General features: G+C 60.6%; 15 protein-coding genes. 11 read left to right on the plus strand and 4 right to left on the minus strand.

Annotation, left to right across the window (positions count from 1 at the left end; translation table 11 throughout):
- The first annotated feature begins 29 nt into the window (after positions 1 to 29).
- From VKZ50_01795 to VKZ50_01845, 11 genes are all read left to right on the plus strand, one after another.
- Positions 30 to 950, plus strand: a complete 921-nt coding sequence (locus VKZ50_01795) for a dihydrodipicolinate synthase family protein (GenBank protein HLJ58442.1) — start codon at positions 30 to 32, stop codon at positions 948 to 950.
- A gap of 40 nt (positions 951 to 990) precedes the next feature.
- A complete protein-coding gene (locus VKZ50_01800) occupies positions 991 to 1,713 on the plus strand; it encodes a sulfite exporter TauE/SafE family protein (GenBank protein HLJ58443.1) in 723 nt (240 codons plus the stop codon).
- Positions 1,714 to 2,465: 752 nt separating this feature from the next.
- Positions 2,466 to 3,368, plus strand: coding sequence for an IclR family transcriptional regulator (locus VKZ50_01805; GenBank protein HLJ58444.1), 903 nt, complete (start codon positions 2,466 to 2,468; stop codon positions 3,366 to 3,368).
- Between the two features lie 145 nt (positions 3,369 to 3,513).
- Positions 3,514 to 3,804 carry an antibiotic biosynthesis monooxygenase gene (locus VKZ50_01810; protein HLJ58445.1) on the plus strand — a complete coding sequence of 97 codons (291 nt, stop codon included), beginning with the start codon at positions 3,514 to 3,516 and terminating at the stop codon, positions 3,802 to 3,804.
- Between the two features lie 23 nt (positions 3,805 to 3,827).
- Positions 3,828 to 5,339, plus strand: a complete 1,512-nt coding sequence (locus VKZ50_01815; protein ID HLJ58446.1) for an ABC transporter substrate-binding protein — start codon at positions 3,828 to 3,830, stop codon at positions 5,337 to 5,339.
- 188 nt (positions 5,340 to 5,527) lie between these two features.
- Positions 5,528 to 6,448: an ABC transporter permease gene (locus tag VKZ50_01820; protein HLJ58447.1), complete on the plus strand. Its 921-nt coding sequence runs from the start codon at positions 5,528 to 5,530 to the stop codon at positions 6,446 to 6,448.
- Positions 6,449 to 6,478: 30 nt separating this feature from the next.
- The gene (locus VKZ50_01825; GenBank protein ID HLJ58448.1) at positions 6,479 to 7,351 is read left to right on the plus strand and encodes an ABC transporter permease; all 873 of its coding nucleotides are present in this window, start codon (positions 6,479 to 6,481) and stop codon (positions 7,349 to 7,351) included.
- A 40-nt stretch (positions 7,352 to 7,391) separates the two neighbouring features.
- Positions 7,392 to 8,144 carry an SDR family NAD(P)-dependent oxidoreductase gene (locus VKZ50_01830; protein HLJ58449.1) on the plus strand — a complete coding sequence of 251 codons (753 nt, stop codon included), beginning with the start codon at positions 7,392 to 7,394 and terminating at the stop codon, positions 8,142 to 8,144.
- Positions 8,145 to 8,304: 160 nt separating this feature from the next.
- Positions 8,305 to 9,066: a glucose 1-dehydrogenase gene (locus VKZ50_01835; protein ID HLJ58450.1), complete on the plus strand. Its 762-nt coding sequence runs from the start codon at positions 8,305 to 8,307 to the stop codon at positions 9,064 to 9,066.
- A gap of 527 nt (positions 9,067 to 9,593) precedes the next feature.
- Positions 9,594 to 10,043: a hypothetical protein gene (locus tag VKZ50_01840; GenBank protein HLJ58451.1), complete on the plus strand. Its 450-nt coding sequence runs from the start codon at positions 9,594 to 9,596 to the stop codon at positions 10,041 to 10,043.
- 11 nt (positions 10,044 to 10,054) lie between these two features.
- Positions 10,055 to 10,822, plus strand: coding sequence for a DUF4145 domain-containing protein (locus VKZ50_01845; GenBank protein HLJ58452.1), 768 nt, complete (start codon positions 10,055 to 10,057; stop codon positions 10,820 to 10,822).
- A gap of 451 nt (positions 10,823 to 11,273) precedes the next feature.
- Here the strand turns inward: VKZ50_01845 and VKZ50_01850 are convergent, their stop codons facing one another.
- The 4 genes from VKZ50_01850 to VKZ50_01865 form a co-directional block, all read right to left on the minus strand.
- Positions 11,274 to 11,999, minus strand: coding sequence for a haloacid dehalogenase type II (locus VKZ50_01850; protein ID HLJ58453.1), 726 nt, complete (start codon positions 11,997 to 11,999; stop codon positions 11,274 to 11,276).
- 881 nt (positions 12,000 to 12,880) lie between these two features.
- The gene (locus VKZ50_01855) at positions 12,881 to 13,324 is read right to left on the minus strand and encodes a hypothetical protein (GenBank protein HLJ58454.1); all 444 of its coding nucleotides are present in this window, start codon (positions 13,322 to 13,324) and stop codon (positions 12,881 to 12,883) included.
- A 415-nt stretch (positions 13,325 to 13,739) separates the two neighbouring features.
- On the minus strand, positions 13,740 to 14,921 hold the full coding sequence (locus tag VKZ50_01860; GenBank protein ID HLJ58455.1) for a DUF3631 domain-containing protein: 1,182 nt from the start codon (positions 14,919 to 14,921) through the stop codon (positions 13,740 to 13,742).
- 10 nt (positions 14,922 to 14,931) lie between these two features.
- Complete coding sequence (locus VKZ50_01865; protein HLJ58456.1) at positions 14,932 to 15,807, minus strand: tyrosine-type recombinase/integrase; 876 nt, start codon at positions 15,805 to 15,807, stop codon at positions 14,932 to 14,934.
- Positions 15,808 to 16,680: the final 873 nt, after the last annotated feature.

Here is a 16,680-nt window from a genome sequence, read left to right on the forward strand (position 1 = left end):
ACGATCCCGCGATGGGGGCTGAGGGTGCCGTGGCTAGTGACCGCGCGTTGGGCGGTATCTTTCCGATCGTGCCCACGATCTTCGATGACCACGGCGAGCTGGACGAGACGGGCCAGTGCGCGACGATCGACGTCCTGCTGCGCGCCGGCGTGCACGGCGTGGTGCTGCTCGCGAACGCCAGCGAGGGATACGCCGTCACGGACGCGGAGCGCCCCCGCGTGATCGGCTGCGCGGTCAAGCGGGTGGACGGTCGTGTCCCCGTTGTGGTGACGTGCAACCACCCGAGCACGATCGGCGCCGTGCGATACGCGCGCGAGGCGCAGGACCTGGGAGCCGACGCCGTGATGTTTCTCCCCCCGTTCTTCGGGCAGTGGGTATCCGACCTGGACGGAATCGAGCGACACGCCGACGCCCTTTCGCGGTCCACGACGGTGCCTCTGATCCTCCAGGATCATCCGCTCAGCGGCGTCGGCATGCCCGCGGCGTTCCTGGCGGAACTGGCGCGGCGCGTGGAACGCCTCGGGTACTTCAAGGTGGAGGCGGCGGGAGCGCCGGCGAAGATCGGGCGGCTACGCCGGCTGGGGCGGGACGCGGTCAAAGGCGCGTTCGGCGGGATCGGCGGCATTCTCTTCCTCGAAGAGCTCGAGCAGGGCGCCGCGGGCACGATGCCCAGCAGCCTGCTACCGGGTGTGTTCGTGCACGTGCTGGCCCTCTACCGCGGGGGCGACCAACAGGGGGCGGCCGACCTCCTGGCGCGGTATCTCCCGTTGATCACGTTCGAGACCCACCTCGGCGGGTACCTCGCGGCCAAAGAGCTCCTGGCCCTCGGCGGCACGATCGGGTCCGCGCACGTCCGCGGCCCGATCCGCAGCAGTTGGGACGAACAGACCACCCGGACGTTCCGGCGCCTGGTCCGAGGAATGGACCAGCAGGCCCTCGCGCCGTCGTGACCGGGGCGGAGCGCGACACGGCGCCGTTTGTGGGTCGGTCTTGATCGCGATCTCGCTCGTCGTCGGCCTGTCGGCGGCGGCCGCCGCCGCGACGGGGTTCGGGTTCAACCTGGTCAGCGCGCCGCTGCTGACGTTTGTCTACCCGCCGCGGCTCGTCGTCGTGCTGACCCTGCTGCTTGGGGTCTGTGCGAGCGGCATGCTCCTGCTCCGGCCGGAGATCCGGCGGGAGGTCGAGTGGTCCGTGATCCGGCCGCTGTTTCTCTCGAGTCTGGCCGGCATGCCGATCGGCGTTGCGCTGCTCCTGTGGGGACGCCCGCAGACGCTGCGGGCGGCGATCGCGGCGCTGACCGCGGCGTTCGCGATCGCGATGCTCACGCGGTTCCGGCCGCGCCTCCGCGGTACCCTACTCGACACGATCGCCGTCGGCGTCCTGAGCGGCCTCTTGTCGACGAGCACCAGCCTGAACGGCCCGCCTGTTGCGCTCTACCTCGTGGCGCGCCGCCTGTCCATGGCACGGTTTCGCGGCAACATGGTCGTCTACGTGTTCCTGGCGACCGTGACGAGCCTGGTACTTCTCGCTCTCGGCGGAACGATCAACACGTCCACGCTCGCGCTTGCCGCGAAGCTGCTGCCGGCGATGGCGCTAGGGTTCGTCGCAGGGATCGCGTTGGTCGGACGGATGTCCGAGAGGGGGTTCGAGACGATGATCCTCGGGTTTCTCGCTCTCGTCGGACTGCTGGGGGTCAGTTCGGCGCTGCGGTGATCACGCATGGCAATGGTGAGTGCGACAGTTGACTCGGTGCGAGCCAAAGCCAAGTGCGCGTTGATGTCGTTATAATGATTAATGCGCCCGTTGTTTTCGAGATCGGAAAGTGCCCCCGTACAAGTATCCGTGCGCCTTGCGCCATCGCATATACCCACGCTGGCAGAGTGCCCCAGCTATTTGGTATCCGTAGTATTCTTGGGTGCCGGTACGAGAAGCCATCCAGCATGAACGCGAGTGCATCTACTCGCAGCAATGAGCATCGCCTGATGGTACCGGGGGCGCTTCCATTATTTGCAACTTAGAATGGGCTTGAGTCCCACCAGTAAGTCCGCCGGATTGGCGGAACTTCTTGGAGCGTTCGCTCAAAGGATAGTTGGTATTCTGCCGCCCTTGTACGCGTTTGGTAGCGTCTTCTACTGTACAAAACCACTCCGTCTTGTACAGTCAACTGGGTGACCAGTTCTGGTGCTCCAAGCCGCCTGGAGCATCATCGCGCCTTGTGCAAGCTTGCGCAGGCGTTCCTGGCTGGGCGGGTTGCTCCAGTAATGGTCGACGGGGAGCCCTTAAGCGCGTAGTTGCCCACGACAAGTCTGCCGTTTCCGCCTTGGTGTGTGCGAGTCGACGCCCCAACGAACGGGGTAGCCACCGCGAGGTCTGCTCCCTAGCGTACTCACTTTGGGGGAGCCACACAACTGTATTAATACGCGAAGCGTTGTTGGTTATTGTGCAACAAATCTGGTGGTTGTTGGTTGAGTGACAGCATTTCACCGATTCATTGGCAGGAATGCAAGCACCGCGCCAGAAGTATGGCTGCATCTTTCCTCTGGGGGGGGCAGGTGGTGCTCCAGCGTCGCGGAACGGCACAATCGCAGGCCCGCCTTGGACATCGCACCATTAAATCAGTAGGGCGTGCTTGTAGCATCATCCATGCTCTGACGAAACGCCACCAGGGCTTATCGCTGGGCGAGTTGGCCAAAGACTTGCAGGTCCACAGAAGCACAGCGCTGCGGCTACTCGCTCAACTCGTGGATGCCGGCATCGCCGAACACGACAAGGCTGCTGGCGTCTATTATCTTGGCCTTGAGGCGATCGCGATGGCGGGCAGCGTGCTTGGCCGATTCGAGATGCTTCGCGTCGCCGAGCCTCACCTGCGGCATCTCTCAGAAGTGACGCGCCAGACCATCAACTATGCCGTGCGCCACCGCAACGAAATGCTCGTGATCGAACACATCCCGCCCCCCAATGTCTTCAGGAATTTCGATTGGTTAGGCTACAGGAGCCCTCTTCACAAGGGGGCCGCCGGCAAGGCGTTGTTGGCGCACCTGGATGACGCCGCCATTGCGAGCTATCTAGAGGCAATCAACGCGTCGGCCCCAACCATCGACGCGACGGCTTTTTGGCGTGAAGTGCTGGACATACGCGAGCGAGGATTTGTGGTTAACCGAGGTGAGATCGATGCGGATGTCTTTTCAGTGGGCGCCCCGATCCTTAACGGTAGTGGTGCGTGCTGCGCAAGCTTGGTGATCGCTGGTTACCGGAACGATCTTACCGCCGATCGGATCATTGAGTACTCGCGGTTGGTAATGGACGCAGCGAATGCGATCTCGGACGCGCTCGGGTTCGAGCGTCGGCGCGTCGTTTGGATGGCCTGAGCGTGAGAACCCTGGGACGCTGCGACGCGCGAGGTGTAGTTTGAGCTACCCCCGCCGAAGAGGCGTCTTTGCCGCTTTTCGCGGATCGGAGGTCGCGAGGCTCGCAATCAAGGCGGCGCAACCGAATCTGATCAGGGGGGCGGCAATGCATATCAGAACGGCACTGATCGATGTGCGCAAGGAAAGGCGCGATGAATGTCGGCGGCTGTATCGGGACGAGATCTTACCCGCGATGAGAGAGTACACGGGCAACCTGTTTGCGCACTGCATGGAACCCATCGAGCCGGGCGCTCCGTGGCTCGTGATGGGGGGCTGGGTGGACCGCGGCGCGTCCGACAAGTACGGTGCCAGTGCGATCCGTAATAAGTTCGCCTCGTTGGTGAAACCGATGCTCGAACGAGATGCCATATATCGTCAGTATCAAGCGATTGAGTGAGCGGTAACCCTGGAGGTGCGAAGATGAGACGACGCCAGTTTCTCGCCACCACAATGGGGGTTGCCGGGGCGATTGCCGGGCGCGGTTTGTCGATACTCTCGTCGCGCGCGGCGGCCGAGCCGGTCACTGTTGTGCTCAGTGGTACGGTAAACTCGTTGGATCCCAGCGTAGATACCACACAAGCGACCGCCGTGCAATACAACATCATGGAGGCGCTTGCCAAGTACACGCCGGACCACAAGCTTCAGCCCAGCCTCGCGCTGCGCTGGGGGAACATCAATCCAACAACTTGGCGTGTCTGGCTCAGACAGGGCATCCGATTCCACGATGGCGAGGAATTCAATAGCGTAAGCGTCAAAGTTTCGGTTGACGCGTTCAATGCAAGCAAGGGGTTTGCCGGGAGTTGGTTTAGCTTCATCTCAGACGTCCGGCCCGTTGACAACTACACGGTGGATATCATTACTAAGGATCCCAGTGCCGTCCTTCCCGAAACCCTGCCATTCCTATATGCGTACCCGCCTAAGTACTTCCAGGCCGCCGGTCCAGATCTGTTTGGTCAAAAGCCAATGGGCACGGGACCGTATAAGTTCGTCGAGTGGGCGAAAGGCGACCATATTACCCTTGCCGCAAATTCGGAATACTGGGGCGGCGCGCCGCAAATCCCACAGCTTGTCTTTCGGACCGCGACCGAAGACTCTACTCGCGTCGCAATGGTACAGACCGGTCGGGCCGATCTTGTCATCAACGTGCCACCGCAAATGATCGATCAAGTGCAGAAGTCCGGTGTCCGCATATTGACAACACCGAGCACCCGACGGGTTTTCGTGCAGATGAGCATGTTCGATTCGGTTCTCAAAGACGTGCGGCTGCGTAAGGCCGTCATTTACGCAACGGATACGAACTCGATCATTCAGAATGTATTTGGCGGGCATGCGTCTCGAGCGGTAGGGATCTTGCGTCCGGGCATGGTTGGGTACGCGCCGAAAAACGTTCAAAGCTACGGCTTTGACATACAGAAGGCTAAAGACTTGATGAAAGAAGCGGGGGTCCCGTCGGGGTTTAAGACAGACCTTTTCGTCGGCGTCGGACGTTTGGCGTTGGACAAGGAGTTGGCCGAGGCACTCGTCGGCCAGTGGGCACAAGCCGGGATTGACGTGACGCTTCATGCCATGGAGTGGGGTGCCTTTTTGACCCAGGCGTTCAGTGGAAAAATGCCCGGGATGCAAATTCTGTCCCACGCACCGATATGGTGGGATCCAGATTTCACGTGGCGAAATCAATTCTGGTCGAAGGGGACGTGGAAATACACTTACACTCCTCAGGGTGATGCAATGCTGGAAGCCCAGACCCGCGAGCTCAATGTGGCGAAGCGAGCGGTGCTTGAGCAGGCGCTCGAACGGTACTGGCTTGATGAACAAGCGGCATGGGTCGTTCTATATGATCAGCAAGACATCTACGGGATCAACAAGAAGCTCCAATGGACACCGCGGTCGGATGAGTACATGTATTTTGATCAGGCCAAATTCGGCGCGTAGCTGGGATGAGCGCAAACGATCGGAGACGCTTGTGTACGACGGGATCTCTAAGGCAGCTGCAGCCGAGGGCATCGGGTGCGATCGGTTCTTGACCCGCCCCCCCAACGGTCAAGTTGAGCGACGACGGACGGTACTCGATGACGCTCTATGGTCTCGCTGTGAAGACGCGTCAAAGTGACTGAGGCTTTGTGGGCGCGTACATCGTTCGGCGGCTGATCTCTTCCGCCTTTGCTGCATGGGCGACTGCGTCCGTGATATTCGGCATGACGTTCCTCTCTGGCGATCCGGTGGCGTTGTTTACTGCCGGTTCGTTCGGCACCCCAGAATATGTAGCGCGGCTGCGGCACGCACTGGGGTACGATCTGCCGATAACAGAACAATACCTGCGCTTCCTACGCGGTGCGATTCACGGCGATCTGGGCAACTCTCTCAGATGGAATCAACCCGCATTCCCCCTGGTTGTTGAGCGCCTTCCGGCCACCCTTGAGCTCACGGTGGCCGCAATGTTTGTGGCGGTGGCCGTAGCGATTCCCGTCGGTGTCTTCTCTGCAGCGCAGCCTCGAAACGTGATTGCCCGAGCATCCATGTTGCTCATTTTTCTGGCCCAAGGCATCCCGCTCTTTTGGCTTGGGATCATGCTGGTGCTCGTGGTATCGGTCGAATTGCGCCTGCTGCCACCAAGCGGCCGCGGTGGTTTGGAATCCTTGGTTCTGCCGGCCGTCACACTCGCAATGTATCCTTTGGCGCGCATCGCAAGACTCACCCGGTCGAGTCTCCTCGATGTGATCGTAGAGAAATACGTCACTACTGCACGTGCAAAAGGCCTGGCCAACAAGACCGTCCTCTACCGGCACGCCTTGAAGAACGCTGCGATCCCAATCCTGACGATCGTCGGACTGCAGCTCGGTAGCCTGTTTGGTGGAGCCGTGATTACCGAGACAATATTCGCGTGGCCCGGGGTTGGAATGCTATCTATTCAAGCCATCGGCGACCGCGACGTACCCCTCGTGGAGGCGATAGTCATCACCGTATCGATGCTGGTGATCGTACTGAACTTCGGCATTGATCTTCTCTACTCGTATCTGGACCCGCGGATCCGGTATAGTTGAATGCCTCGTAATCAAAGAGGCATTGCGATCTTGAACCCCAATGCGATGGAATCGCGCACGCTGTTCGCTCCCTTCTCACGAAGTGATCTGACGGTACTGACTGCACTGTGTGTCATCATTGCGACGGTATTGAGCGCGACGCTAGCGCCGTTAATTGCACCCGCTGATCCGTACAAGCAGCAGCTGACCGCAGCGCTGCGGCCCCCGTCATGGGCATGGATGGGACCCGGCATGCACATCTTGGGTACGGATCAGCTAGGACGCGACATCCTCAGTCGCATGATCTATGGCGGGCGGGTTACTCTCGCGGTGGCAGCGACCGCGGTCCTTTGCTCAGGCGCGATAGGGACCGCGATAGGCATTGCGTCAGGCTATTACGGTGGGATCTTGGACGATGTCGCAATGAGAATAGCGGACATCGAGTTGTCCATCCCTTTCATACTGTTTGCCATAGTGTTCATGGTAGTCTTGGGGACATCGCTGCCGAACCTGATTGTCGTTCTTGTGATCCAGGGCTGGGTGGTGTACGCGCGGCTTGTTCGTGGCCAGGTTCTTGCGCTGCGCGAACAGGAATTCATTACTGCGCTACGTGCGCTTGGGGGGTCGAACGCTCGCATCATGACGAGGCACGTCTTTCCGAACATTGCCTCGGCTGTCGTCGTGGTGGCCACTCTCGAAACCGCAAACATGATCATCATCGCGGCGGGGCTGAGCTTCTTGGGCTTGGGTGGCAACCCGCTTACGCCAGACTGGGGAGGGATGCTCGGCGATGGACGGGACTATCTGACATCCGCGTGGTGGCTCGCGACCTTTCCCGGTGCCGCCATCACGGTTACGGTGATCTCCGTGAACATTCTTGGCGATTGGCTGCGCGACAAACTTGACCCGCGCTTGCGAGCATAGACTACGGTGCCTGAAAGGACAATCCGTGGGAGGTGATGAGGTGGGGAGTGTGCTTAAAGGACGAGTAGCGCTTGTGACCGGAGCAGGATCCGGCCTCGGCAGAGGCATCGCTCTTTCCTTGGCGGCGGAGGGAGCAGCCGTGGTGGCCGTCGGCCGGAACCTCGAAAAGGTAAGGGTGACTGCAGACTTGATCAGCGAGGCGGGCGGGAACTGCCTGCCGCGTTCTATGGACATCTCGCGGGCGGACGAGATCGAGAAAACGCTTAACGAGTGTACGGCAAAGTTCGGCAAGGTGGACATCCTAGTGAATAACGCTGGTGTGCATGTTCCGGGTGGCATCCTGAAGGTCAGCGAAGAGCAGTGGGACTGGATCATGTCCATTAACGTAAAGGGAACATTTCTTTGCAGCAAGATGGTCGCGCCGTTGATGCTAAGCAACAAGTGGGGCAGGATCATCAGCATCGGATCGGTGGGCGCAATCACGCCGTCTCTCAATGCCGCCTACTGTACGTCGAAAGGCGCGATCGTCACGTTGACTAAATCAATGGCCTTGGAGCTCTCGCCTGGTGGCGTCACTGTGAACGCAATTTGCCCCGGAACTATCGTCACAGAAATGACCCGTGACCGTTTGAATGATCCTAAGGTGCGCGCCGATCAGCTCGCGAAAACACGTGTGGGGCACTTCGGGGAGCCGTCGGACATCGGGGCAGGAGTCGTGTACTTGTGCTCAGACGCTGGCAAGTTCATTACCGGAAGCGTCCTCATGATTGATGGGGGATGGACCATTACATAGGGATTCAAGCTCCTGGTGATTTGCGTTTAGAACCGTGGTCTCCCGGGTGCCGCGCTCAAGTGCGGATGTCCGGTTTGGCACGCCCGCGGCCTGCAGAATGGTCGTTGTGCCGGGCACAATAGACATGTTGTCGCGCCGCACTTTGAAAGGAGGACGCGCAGTGTTTACGATCGATCTCGCCGACCAGCGAGCGGTAGTCACTGGATCGAGCACCGGTATTGGACGTGCAACCGCTATCATGTTTGCAGAAGCCGGTGCCGATGTGGGAATTCACTATGCCGAAAATGAAAAAGAGGCGGAGCAGACGGCTGCGGAAGTCCGGGCGCGGGGTCGACGGGCGGCGCTAGTGCGCGGCGATTTTCGCGAGCCCAAAGTGGCCGGCCGTGCCGTCACGGACGCTATCGATCAGCTTGGCGGATCTCTCGATATTCTCGTTAACAATGCGGGTTCGGTACTCAAGCGCGTTCCGTTTGATGAAATGGAGTCGGAGTTGTGGGACGATGTGATCAATCTCAACCTGACCAGTGTCTTTCACGCGACGCGCGCGGCTCTACCCCGCTTCTCTGCTGGCGCTCGAATAGTCAATATCTCGTCGCTTGCAGCCCTGAACGGGGGCGGATTGCACGCGTTCGCGTATGCGGCCTCCAAAGGGGGCCTCATTTCGCTCACGAGGAGTCTCGCGAAAGAACTCGCGCCACGGGGAATACGGGTAAATGCCGTCGCGCCTGGCGTGACTGCAACTCCGTTTCATGAACGATTTAGTACGCCCGAGTTACTTGAGAAGGTTCGGCAGTCGTTACCGCTTCGTCGCCTAGGCACTCCGGAGGATTGCGCCGCGGCGGTTCTATACCTAGTCTCCCGTATGGGGACCCACATCACGGGTGAGGTTGTCGAGGTGAACGGCGGGGAGCATTTCGGCTGAATCCTATATGATCGGCCAGTGCAGAGTCCTACAGGCCCACATTGCCGTCTGGGTTGACAATCTCGATGCTCCGATCATAAAACGGGTCCCTGGGCACCCGTGGGAAGGCTTGTGCTAGGCAGTATGCTTGTTGACATATCGCTTTCAGAAAATCTAGGCGTAAGCATGTACATGACCCAAGGGTTTTGTACAGCCCACGGAGGAAGAGGACGCGCAAGCGCTGCTTACAGAGGCATCCCCGTCTGGAGAGCTCAACCGAGACGACCGTGCCGGGGGGACCCCAGGACATGATACTCCGATGGACTGGAAGAGCTTTTTTGAAGAAGCCGCCAGGACCGCCCTTTCCTCGAAAATAGTGCGTGGAAGGCTATGGTAACCGCCAGCGGTGGTCGCTGGCTAAGTGAACTGGAAGGGATAGCTTTGTCCTTGCGAGATCGAGGAAACCCGTCAACTGTTGATGAAAGAAAGGCCAATCAAACAAGGGTGGAAATTCTTGCTCATTGTTCTTATTCGGTTGGCGTACTCCAATGGAGAGGAAGGTCCCAATGGACGCTAAGAGGTTAGTCGAGATTAGAAAGCAAGCGGAACAAGCCGTCGCCGAAATGCCCGATGGCGAATTGAAGGTGAAGGCTTTTGAAGTGGTTCTCACTCATCTCCTTGAAGCTTCTCAAATGGCACCAGCGACAACATCCGAACGGGCCGCGGTGCCCAAACCATCAGGGGGCAAGATAAGCGCCACTATTGGAGGCCTAAGGTCCCTCTCGGGACGGATACTGGTTCTCAAAGATGAGGGGTTCTTCAATAAACAGAGGACAATTTCGGAAGTCAGGGAGGAGCTCAGTGCGCATGGTTGGCACTATCCGTTGACAACACTTAGTGGCGCACTGCAGGCCCTAGTCAGGCCACCAAAGAACCAATTGCGAAGGGTAAGGGTCCAACAAGGCAAGAGAAAGATTTGGAAGTACTCGAACCCCTAGATTAATTTCGCATGCGGACGTCATCGGCTGACAATTTTGTCGCCGCAGTTGGTGAGTTTGTACGCATCGTCCGAAAAGCAAAGAAGAGCAAGGCTAGCCTAGCTTCGCACCGCTATTATGCGCCGAGAGCTCGCGCGATACTGGCCGAATTGCGAAAGAGCTTCATCATGATGAGACGAGACTATCCGGAAGAGCGATTTGCACGGGTAGCCTTTCAACTCGCGGCCATGGAACCACTGGTGACGCGAATCATTGAGATGTTCCCGTCCGATCTATCCGAAATGCTACGCCTCGCTGAGGCGATCGATTTCAAGCTCAAGTCAGACCTTGCGGCCGAACTGGATTCATCTGAAGCGAACCCGGTCCTGTCAACATCCGCTCCGTTCCTTCCCAATGATCTCATCGAGGACCGACACGGCGTGATGCAAAAAATCCTCTGGGAGGCCAATAGGTGTTACGATGCAGCTTGCTACAGTGCGTGCGCCGCAATGCTCAGGCACCTTCTTGAGAGCTTGGTAATAGAAGCATTCGAATATCACGGGAAAGCGGATACCATCAAGGCTGGCGGCGAATACGTAGAACTTGGTGCGCTGATCGGCAAGGCGGTGGCTGAACCAGCGTTACGATTAACCAGGAATACGAAACGCGTTCTGCCAGATCTGAAGTTCCTTGGCGACCTAGGCGCACACAACCGAATGGCACTGGTTCGCAAAGACGATCTGGATCGTTTGCACAATCAGGTGAGGGCGGCAGTTGAGGAACTAGCGCGGAGTCTATAACAGCGACGGATTATTGTTGGCGGATAATGCCACACTTGCCGACTCGGAGGCGGACGAGAAGACAGCCATGCGGACGATCAAAAAAGAGCTCGCCGCGGCCGTCTCGACGTAGGCGTAGGTGTCGAATCGCATGTGGCTCGGCCTCTTGACTGTCTCGGTCTTTGCGCTGTTGCCTCGCGCACCGAACGCTGCAGGCCTACAGCGCCGTTCCTTCCCTTCGGTCCGGTTGACACAGCTTCCTACTACCTTATCCTTTTCGCGATGCTGGTTGTGCTGAAATTTCTCGTGAAGCGCCTTGAAGATTTTGCGGGTTCTACTGCGCGCTGGTGGGCTCTACGCCGCGCATAAGCGGACCTCTAATACAAAGACAGCCTCTGGCGCTATGTCCGATAGCGCAGATTTCCCAGATAGCGACCCCCTGTCAAGGCCGTGAGATTCCCCCTGTCGGGTCTCAGCAGCCGAGTTGCCGAGCGAGATCGATGAAGTCAGATGCGACTACGTCGTAAGCGCTCTGCGGCAGCAGATCCACGGCCTGCTCGAGGCCGAACTCGCGCGGGCGAGCCACGAACGCGGCCCGCAGGCCGCACGCGCGCGCCGCGTCCAGGTCGTGGTGATGGGCCGCCACCATCATCGCCTCCGGGGGCGTCAGGTCAAGCGCCTCGACGTTCCGCAGGTACTCCTCGGGCAGGGGCTTATAGGCCCGGGCGACCTCGGCCCCGAGGATGGCATCCCAGGGCAACCCCGCGCGCTTAGCCATGTGCAGGAGCAGCGCGATGTGGCCGTTTGAGTTGGGCGCGATGACGTACTTGCCCTTGAGCCGCGCCAGCCCCTCGACCGCGTCCGGCCACGGATCGAGCCGGTGCCAGACGCGGTTAAACTCATCTAGCTCGGCGGCCCCGATCCCCGAGATGCCGAAGTCGCGGAGCACGATCTCCAGGCTCTCCCGGTGCAGGATGTCGAGCTTGACCCACGGGCGCTGCCCGGTTCGCACGCGTTCCATCTGCGGCTGATACAGCGCACGCCATGCGTCGGCGAACTTGCCCCAGTCCACGTCGCGGAGGCCGTGCTTGCGGCCCAATGCTTCGGCTTCTCGGATCACGCCGGATCTCCAGTCGACGCACGTGCCGAACACATCGAAGAGCAGCGCCTTAACGTGCTTCACGCCGTCCGCGGGCATCACGGACCTCCCATCGCGTCCACTGGTTCGACGTCTGGTACATGCTCCATCCGTCTGCTCGCCGAACCGTGAACCGGCCGTCCAGCTCGGCCGGTTCAACGGGAGGGCTTGCCGGTGAGGATTCCATGCGAATCCCCGAGATTACTCTCTGGCACCTTTCGTCGGCCGGGGGGCATCCGAGTACCCACGAGCCAGCCGAACGCGGCCTGGGCTGACCGAGACCCCCATCGCGGCGTCGTAGACGGGGCCTGCAGCCCTCGGGCGTCGGCGCGGCGAGTGCCACGTCGGAGCCGGCAGCCCTCCCCGCGGCTCATCTCCGTTCCTCCCTCGACCGGCCGCCCGACGCGTCCCGCACGGGCCCCGTGCCGCCCCAACCGCGCCCCCGAGGATCGCCAGTCGAAGCATCCGATTGTCGGCTGGTTCGTAGCCGGGGGCTTCTGCGCCGACTGGCGGGCCTCGCGCCGTCACAACGCCATCCTTGCGCTGCCGCTGCCGCCATCGACCTTCCGGCACGCTATGTGCCGTTTTGAGACGTTCAGGTGCCAGCTCGCTGCCTGCTCCCCCCACGTTCGCCACGGGTTGACTGCTCGCTTGCCAGTCGCTCGATGGTTTCCCGATGCGCGGTCTTCGTCACCGGTGCTGCCAGGTCAGACTTCGCGCGCTCGACGATCGGTACACCCCGCGTCCCATGGTGCTCACCGCGTCCCCAGGATCTCGTCAACTCTTCTTGCGCCGTAGGGGAGCTTCACGAACCATCTAGCGCCCCTGACCACCCGTCTCCCTGGACGACCTCGCGTCGACGAGGGCAGAATCCGTGGGTTAGGTGCGGGCTACGGCAGGCGATCGCCCCCAGAACCGATGAGCCGGAGGCCCGCCACACACTAACGGCTGTCCGTGATCTCGGCGACCAGCCTCCTGAGTGCGAGCTCCTTATCAATAATTGATCCGGTGTCCGCGAGGGTCAACCCACCCGGTACCTCACGAAGGTCGTCAAGGTCGTCTCTAGCCGACACCGTGATGGACACCATCGTACTAGGCACCCACTTCCGCGCCCTAGTAAATTTGGCAATCACGCGACGAAGCGTGACACACTCCTCCTTCGCCACCTCGGGGTAGGCAATCCTCAGGTCATCGCCGTCCACGACCTGCACCAAGTACACTGTCCGCTTGCGCCTCGCGGACAGTACGACCCCAGTTCGCTTGGCGCTGTCCTCGTTATCAAACGTGAGCGGCTCCTCTTTGTACACCTCAGGTTCCAGGTCCCTCAATGTCCAAGGTACGAACTCACCCTCAGTGAACCGTTCGAGCACGTACTTCTTCGCCATGACTCCCGTTCACCTCACCTTTGCCGTGCAGTCTCCGTGCCATCATCGGTTGAATCATCGGCTTGCCTTTCTCGCGATCCTACCGCGGAGTCGCCATCGGACGATTCCGCCACTATCAGGTAGCGTCGGCGGCGGCACTCTCAGCGTATCGGTAGGATGTTTCGGGAACCCCTGACGTGCTTGTCTTTGACTATTATTGGCGCGAGAGCAATCGGGCCTCCATAAGCGCCCTAGCGCGTTTCCATGCGCAACGTGCCCTAGTCCATCCTCCTCTCCAAACCGACCCAAACGAGGTTACAAGGTTACACCTCTTCGAGGGGTGGTTTGTGGGTCAGCGTTGTTCCCTAAGCGCGGCACAGCCAGGGTGCAGCGTGAACTCGCGCCGTACCTTCATGTAACTTCGTAACCTTGCTCGCTACTCCGGTGGCAGGTAACGGCTGAAGGCGTCCTGGAACTGAGCCTTCTTATATCCCTTTCGCACCGTCCCATTGATTCGAACGGGACGAGATGTGATTCCGTAACGGCGAAGAAGCCTAGCGAGGAGAGCCCCCGGGCCGCGCCTGTTGCCGTCACGGACCTTCTCCTCCCACCAGTCCGCCCAGGGCCCCTCGTCGCGGATGACCAGCCTCCGCACCAGCTTTCCGGTCGAGATCCGATCCACGCTGAGGTCGTGAAAGATCTCACGAATCGCTCTGAGGAGCAAGACTCCCGTCGTTGGATCCAGGGCTGCGAGGCTCCCGTGAAGGGCCACTGCTGCCTCTCTACCCAAGCGCGGCCACTCCCCCCCGGCCGCGTCCGCGACAGCGAGGAGGGGCTCCCAGCCGTCCGCAGCGCGGTCGCTCAGGGACTCGGGAATGCTCGGCCGAGCGGCCCGAAGGACCTTGTCTGCCGACTTGGCCCAGTGCGCCAGCGCTCCGCGAAGCGGCGCCGCCTCGCGGGCAACCTGACGGTAGCGAAACTGCTCCACGCGCTCGTCGCGAGCCCTGCGAGCCAACCGGATGGGGATACTCCGGTCCGCCACAGTGTCGGGCAGGTCGCCGATGGCGGCGATGGTCTTGGGGCCAAACACTTCGAACTCCCTCACCTGCAACGTCTGGCCGTCGCAACGAGGGATCTTCGCTCCACGCCGGTGCCCAGCATTTAACATTGCCCGGAGTGCCTCGTACCTGCCCGCCTTGTCGCCGAAGATGGCATCCACCTCGTCGAGCAGAAGGGTCGAGCGATCGACAGCAATCTTGCGAAACATCACGGCGTCACTCGGTAGGACCACTCGCCAGGGCCGTGCTACGAGCAGCTCGAGGACTTCCAGAAGACGAGTCTTTCCAGATTGTTTCTCGGGGGAGGTGACAGCGAGGTACGGGGTAGCATCTGCGGCGTCGATCGCATGAGTGTGCGCCACCCACAGTGCTATCGCGAGTGGCTCGTGCGGCGAAGGGAGGACCACAAACCGCTCCAGGAATTCGACGCTCTCTGAGAGGAGCGTGCTAACGTCGGGCGTTGTTCCCGTGCGCCTGGTAGCACCCTTGCTTGCCATCTGAATCATCTCCTTATCGCTTGCAAGATACAGACCTCTGGTCCCCGCGTCGGCCACTGTCATCGCATCTGCATCACCGCCCGGCCCGCAGGTTGTTGAGTGGTGACGCCCGCCTGAACTTGGCGCTCACGTCGGTCGCTGTCAGGTGGGTATAGCGGAGTGCCATGGTCAAGCTCTCGTGCCGCAGCACGCGCCGGACGAGCTCCAAGTCCCCAGTCTGTCGGAGGATGCTCGTTGCAGCGTAATGCCTAAGCTGGTGCGGGCCGATCTTGGGGTCGAGACCCGCGCACTTGGACAACCTGTGCAGGATGTGCGTCCCGTGTTTTCGTGAGAGTGGTCGTCCCTGGCGATCCGCAAACACATAGTCGTCGGCCGCTAGACCGCGGCGCAACATGAGCCACCGACGAAGCGCGTGAGCGGCGTCGAGATCGAAGTGGCCCACGCCGTCCTTGCCTCCCTTGCCTCCGCGGACCAGTATCGTCAGGCTCGCGAAGTTCACGTCTGCGATCCGCAACCGCAGCGCCTCGCCGATCCGGAGGCCCGAGTCGGCGAGGAGTGCCACAATAGCGCGATTGCGCAGGCCTTCGAACGTGTTGGGGCAGGCGGCGAGGAGCGCGCGGACCGCGTCGTCGCTCGGAACGCGCGGGAGTGTTTTCGGTGACTTCATCGTGAGCCCACGCATGGGCGACTCCTGGATCAGGCCCGCCTGGACGGACCAAGTGAAGAAAGTCCGGAGCGTCCGGAACACCTGGTGGACGCTGACTGGTTTCATCCGTCCATGCAAGCTCGCGAGGTACCGCTCTATCTCCACTGAACCGCGCGCGGTCAGCGGCCAGCCCATCGCCGCCTCGGCGCGCCGGAGGTTCCAGCCATACACGTCGAGGGTGCGACCGGAGCAACCGGTTGCGCGGCGATTGGCCAGGAACATCTCCACGGTGTCGACACGCATGGGGAGGCTGTCGGAAAGGAACAGCGCATCCGGCGTCGCGTCCCGGCCCCGCCGCGTCTCGCAGGGGCCCGCGATGTCCTTCCTACCGTCGCGAACCATCCAAGGTGCCAAAGGTCCACGGACCATCCCGTCGCACCCCATAAAAAACGCCCAGCGACAGAGACGTCGCAAGGCACTCGGTGTAGGGGCCGCCGCCGCTCGGGCCCCTCTCGTTTCCTTGGCGCTGGGGGCGCCACTCGTGCAATGGTCGCTCGACGAGCGGGTTTTCGGCCCCCCAACAAAAACACCCGACGACTTGGCACATCGCTCAGGCTGCAAACATCATAGCACACCCACCTTTTGGGCCTGATTTTTGCGCTGGAGAGCCAGCGTTGGAGCAGGAGTGCTCCAGTTGTCGCTGGGCAAAAAACCGAGGCTTCAACCACGCCTATCGTGTCAAGGGGGTACCGCAAAAATATCCAAGAAATTTTCATGGCTTTGCGCATGGGCACGAACACGCGTACTATACTCCACGATATCCCTACCAAATCGGGGGGGGACCACGAGATACCCTTGAGCCAGGGGCACCTCGTTCGGGCCGGCGATTGGCACAGAAGCGACTCCCAGGTTACAATGTGGCAAAATTGAGGAGGTGATGGTCGTGTCGACCGGGCGCGTGAAAGCAGATGCTCACCCTGCTCGGAGGCTTGATTCGCAAGGTCTGCAGGAGGGGGCTAAGTCATCTGCTTTGCAAGCAGGGGGTCACGGGTTCGAATCCCGTCGTCTCCACCAAGCCTTACACAGGAAGGGCTACAGCGCGATTTAGGGGGTGAGAACCGGACACAGAGAGCAGGGGGTCGCGCCCGGACTGAGATTTCCGGTAGAACCGATCTT

It is taken from the genome of bacterium, assembly GCA_035295165.1.
Lineage (GTDB): Bacteria > Sysuimicrobiota > Sysuimicrobiia > Sysuimicrobiales > Segetimicrobiaceae > JAJPIA01.

Excerpts from the sequence above, each read along its gene's own strand:
- VKZ50_01810 (HLJ58445.1), top strand. The coding sequence starts at position 3,514 with ATGCATATCAGAACGGCACTGATCGATGTGCGCAAGGAAAGGCGCGAT.
- VKZ50_01815 (HLJ58446.1), top strand. The coding sequence starts at position 3,828 with ATGAGACGACGCCAGTTTCTCGCCACCACAATGGGGGTTGCCGGGGCG.
- VKZ50_01840 (HLJ58451.1), top strand. The coding sequence starts at position 9,594 with ATGGAGAGGAAGGTCCCAATGGACGCTAAGAGGTTAGTCGAGATTAGA.
- VKZ50_01845 (HLJ58452.1), top strand. The coding sequence starts at position 10,055 with ATGCGGACGTCATCGGCTGACAATTTTGTCGCCGCAGTTGGTGAGTTT.
- VKZ50_01850 (HLJ58453.1), bottom strand. The coding sequence starts at position 11,999 with ATGCCCGCGGACGGCGTGAAGCACGTTAAGGCGCTGCTCTTCGATGTG.
- VKZ50_01855 (HLJ58454.1), bottom strand. The coding sequence starts at position 13,324 with ATGGCGAAGAAGTACGTGCTCGAACGGTTCACTGAGGGTGAGTTCGTA.
- VKZ50_01860 (HLJ58455.1), bottom strand. The coding sequence starts at position 14,921 with ATGACAGTGGCCGACGCGGGGACCAGAGGTCTGTATCTTGCAAGCGAT.
- VKZ50_01865 (HLJ58456.1), bottom strand. The coding sequence starts at position 15,807 with ATGCGTGTCGACACCGTGGAGATGTTCCTGGCCAATCGCCGCGCAACC.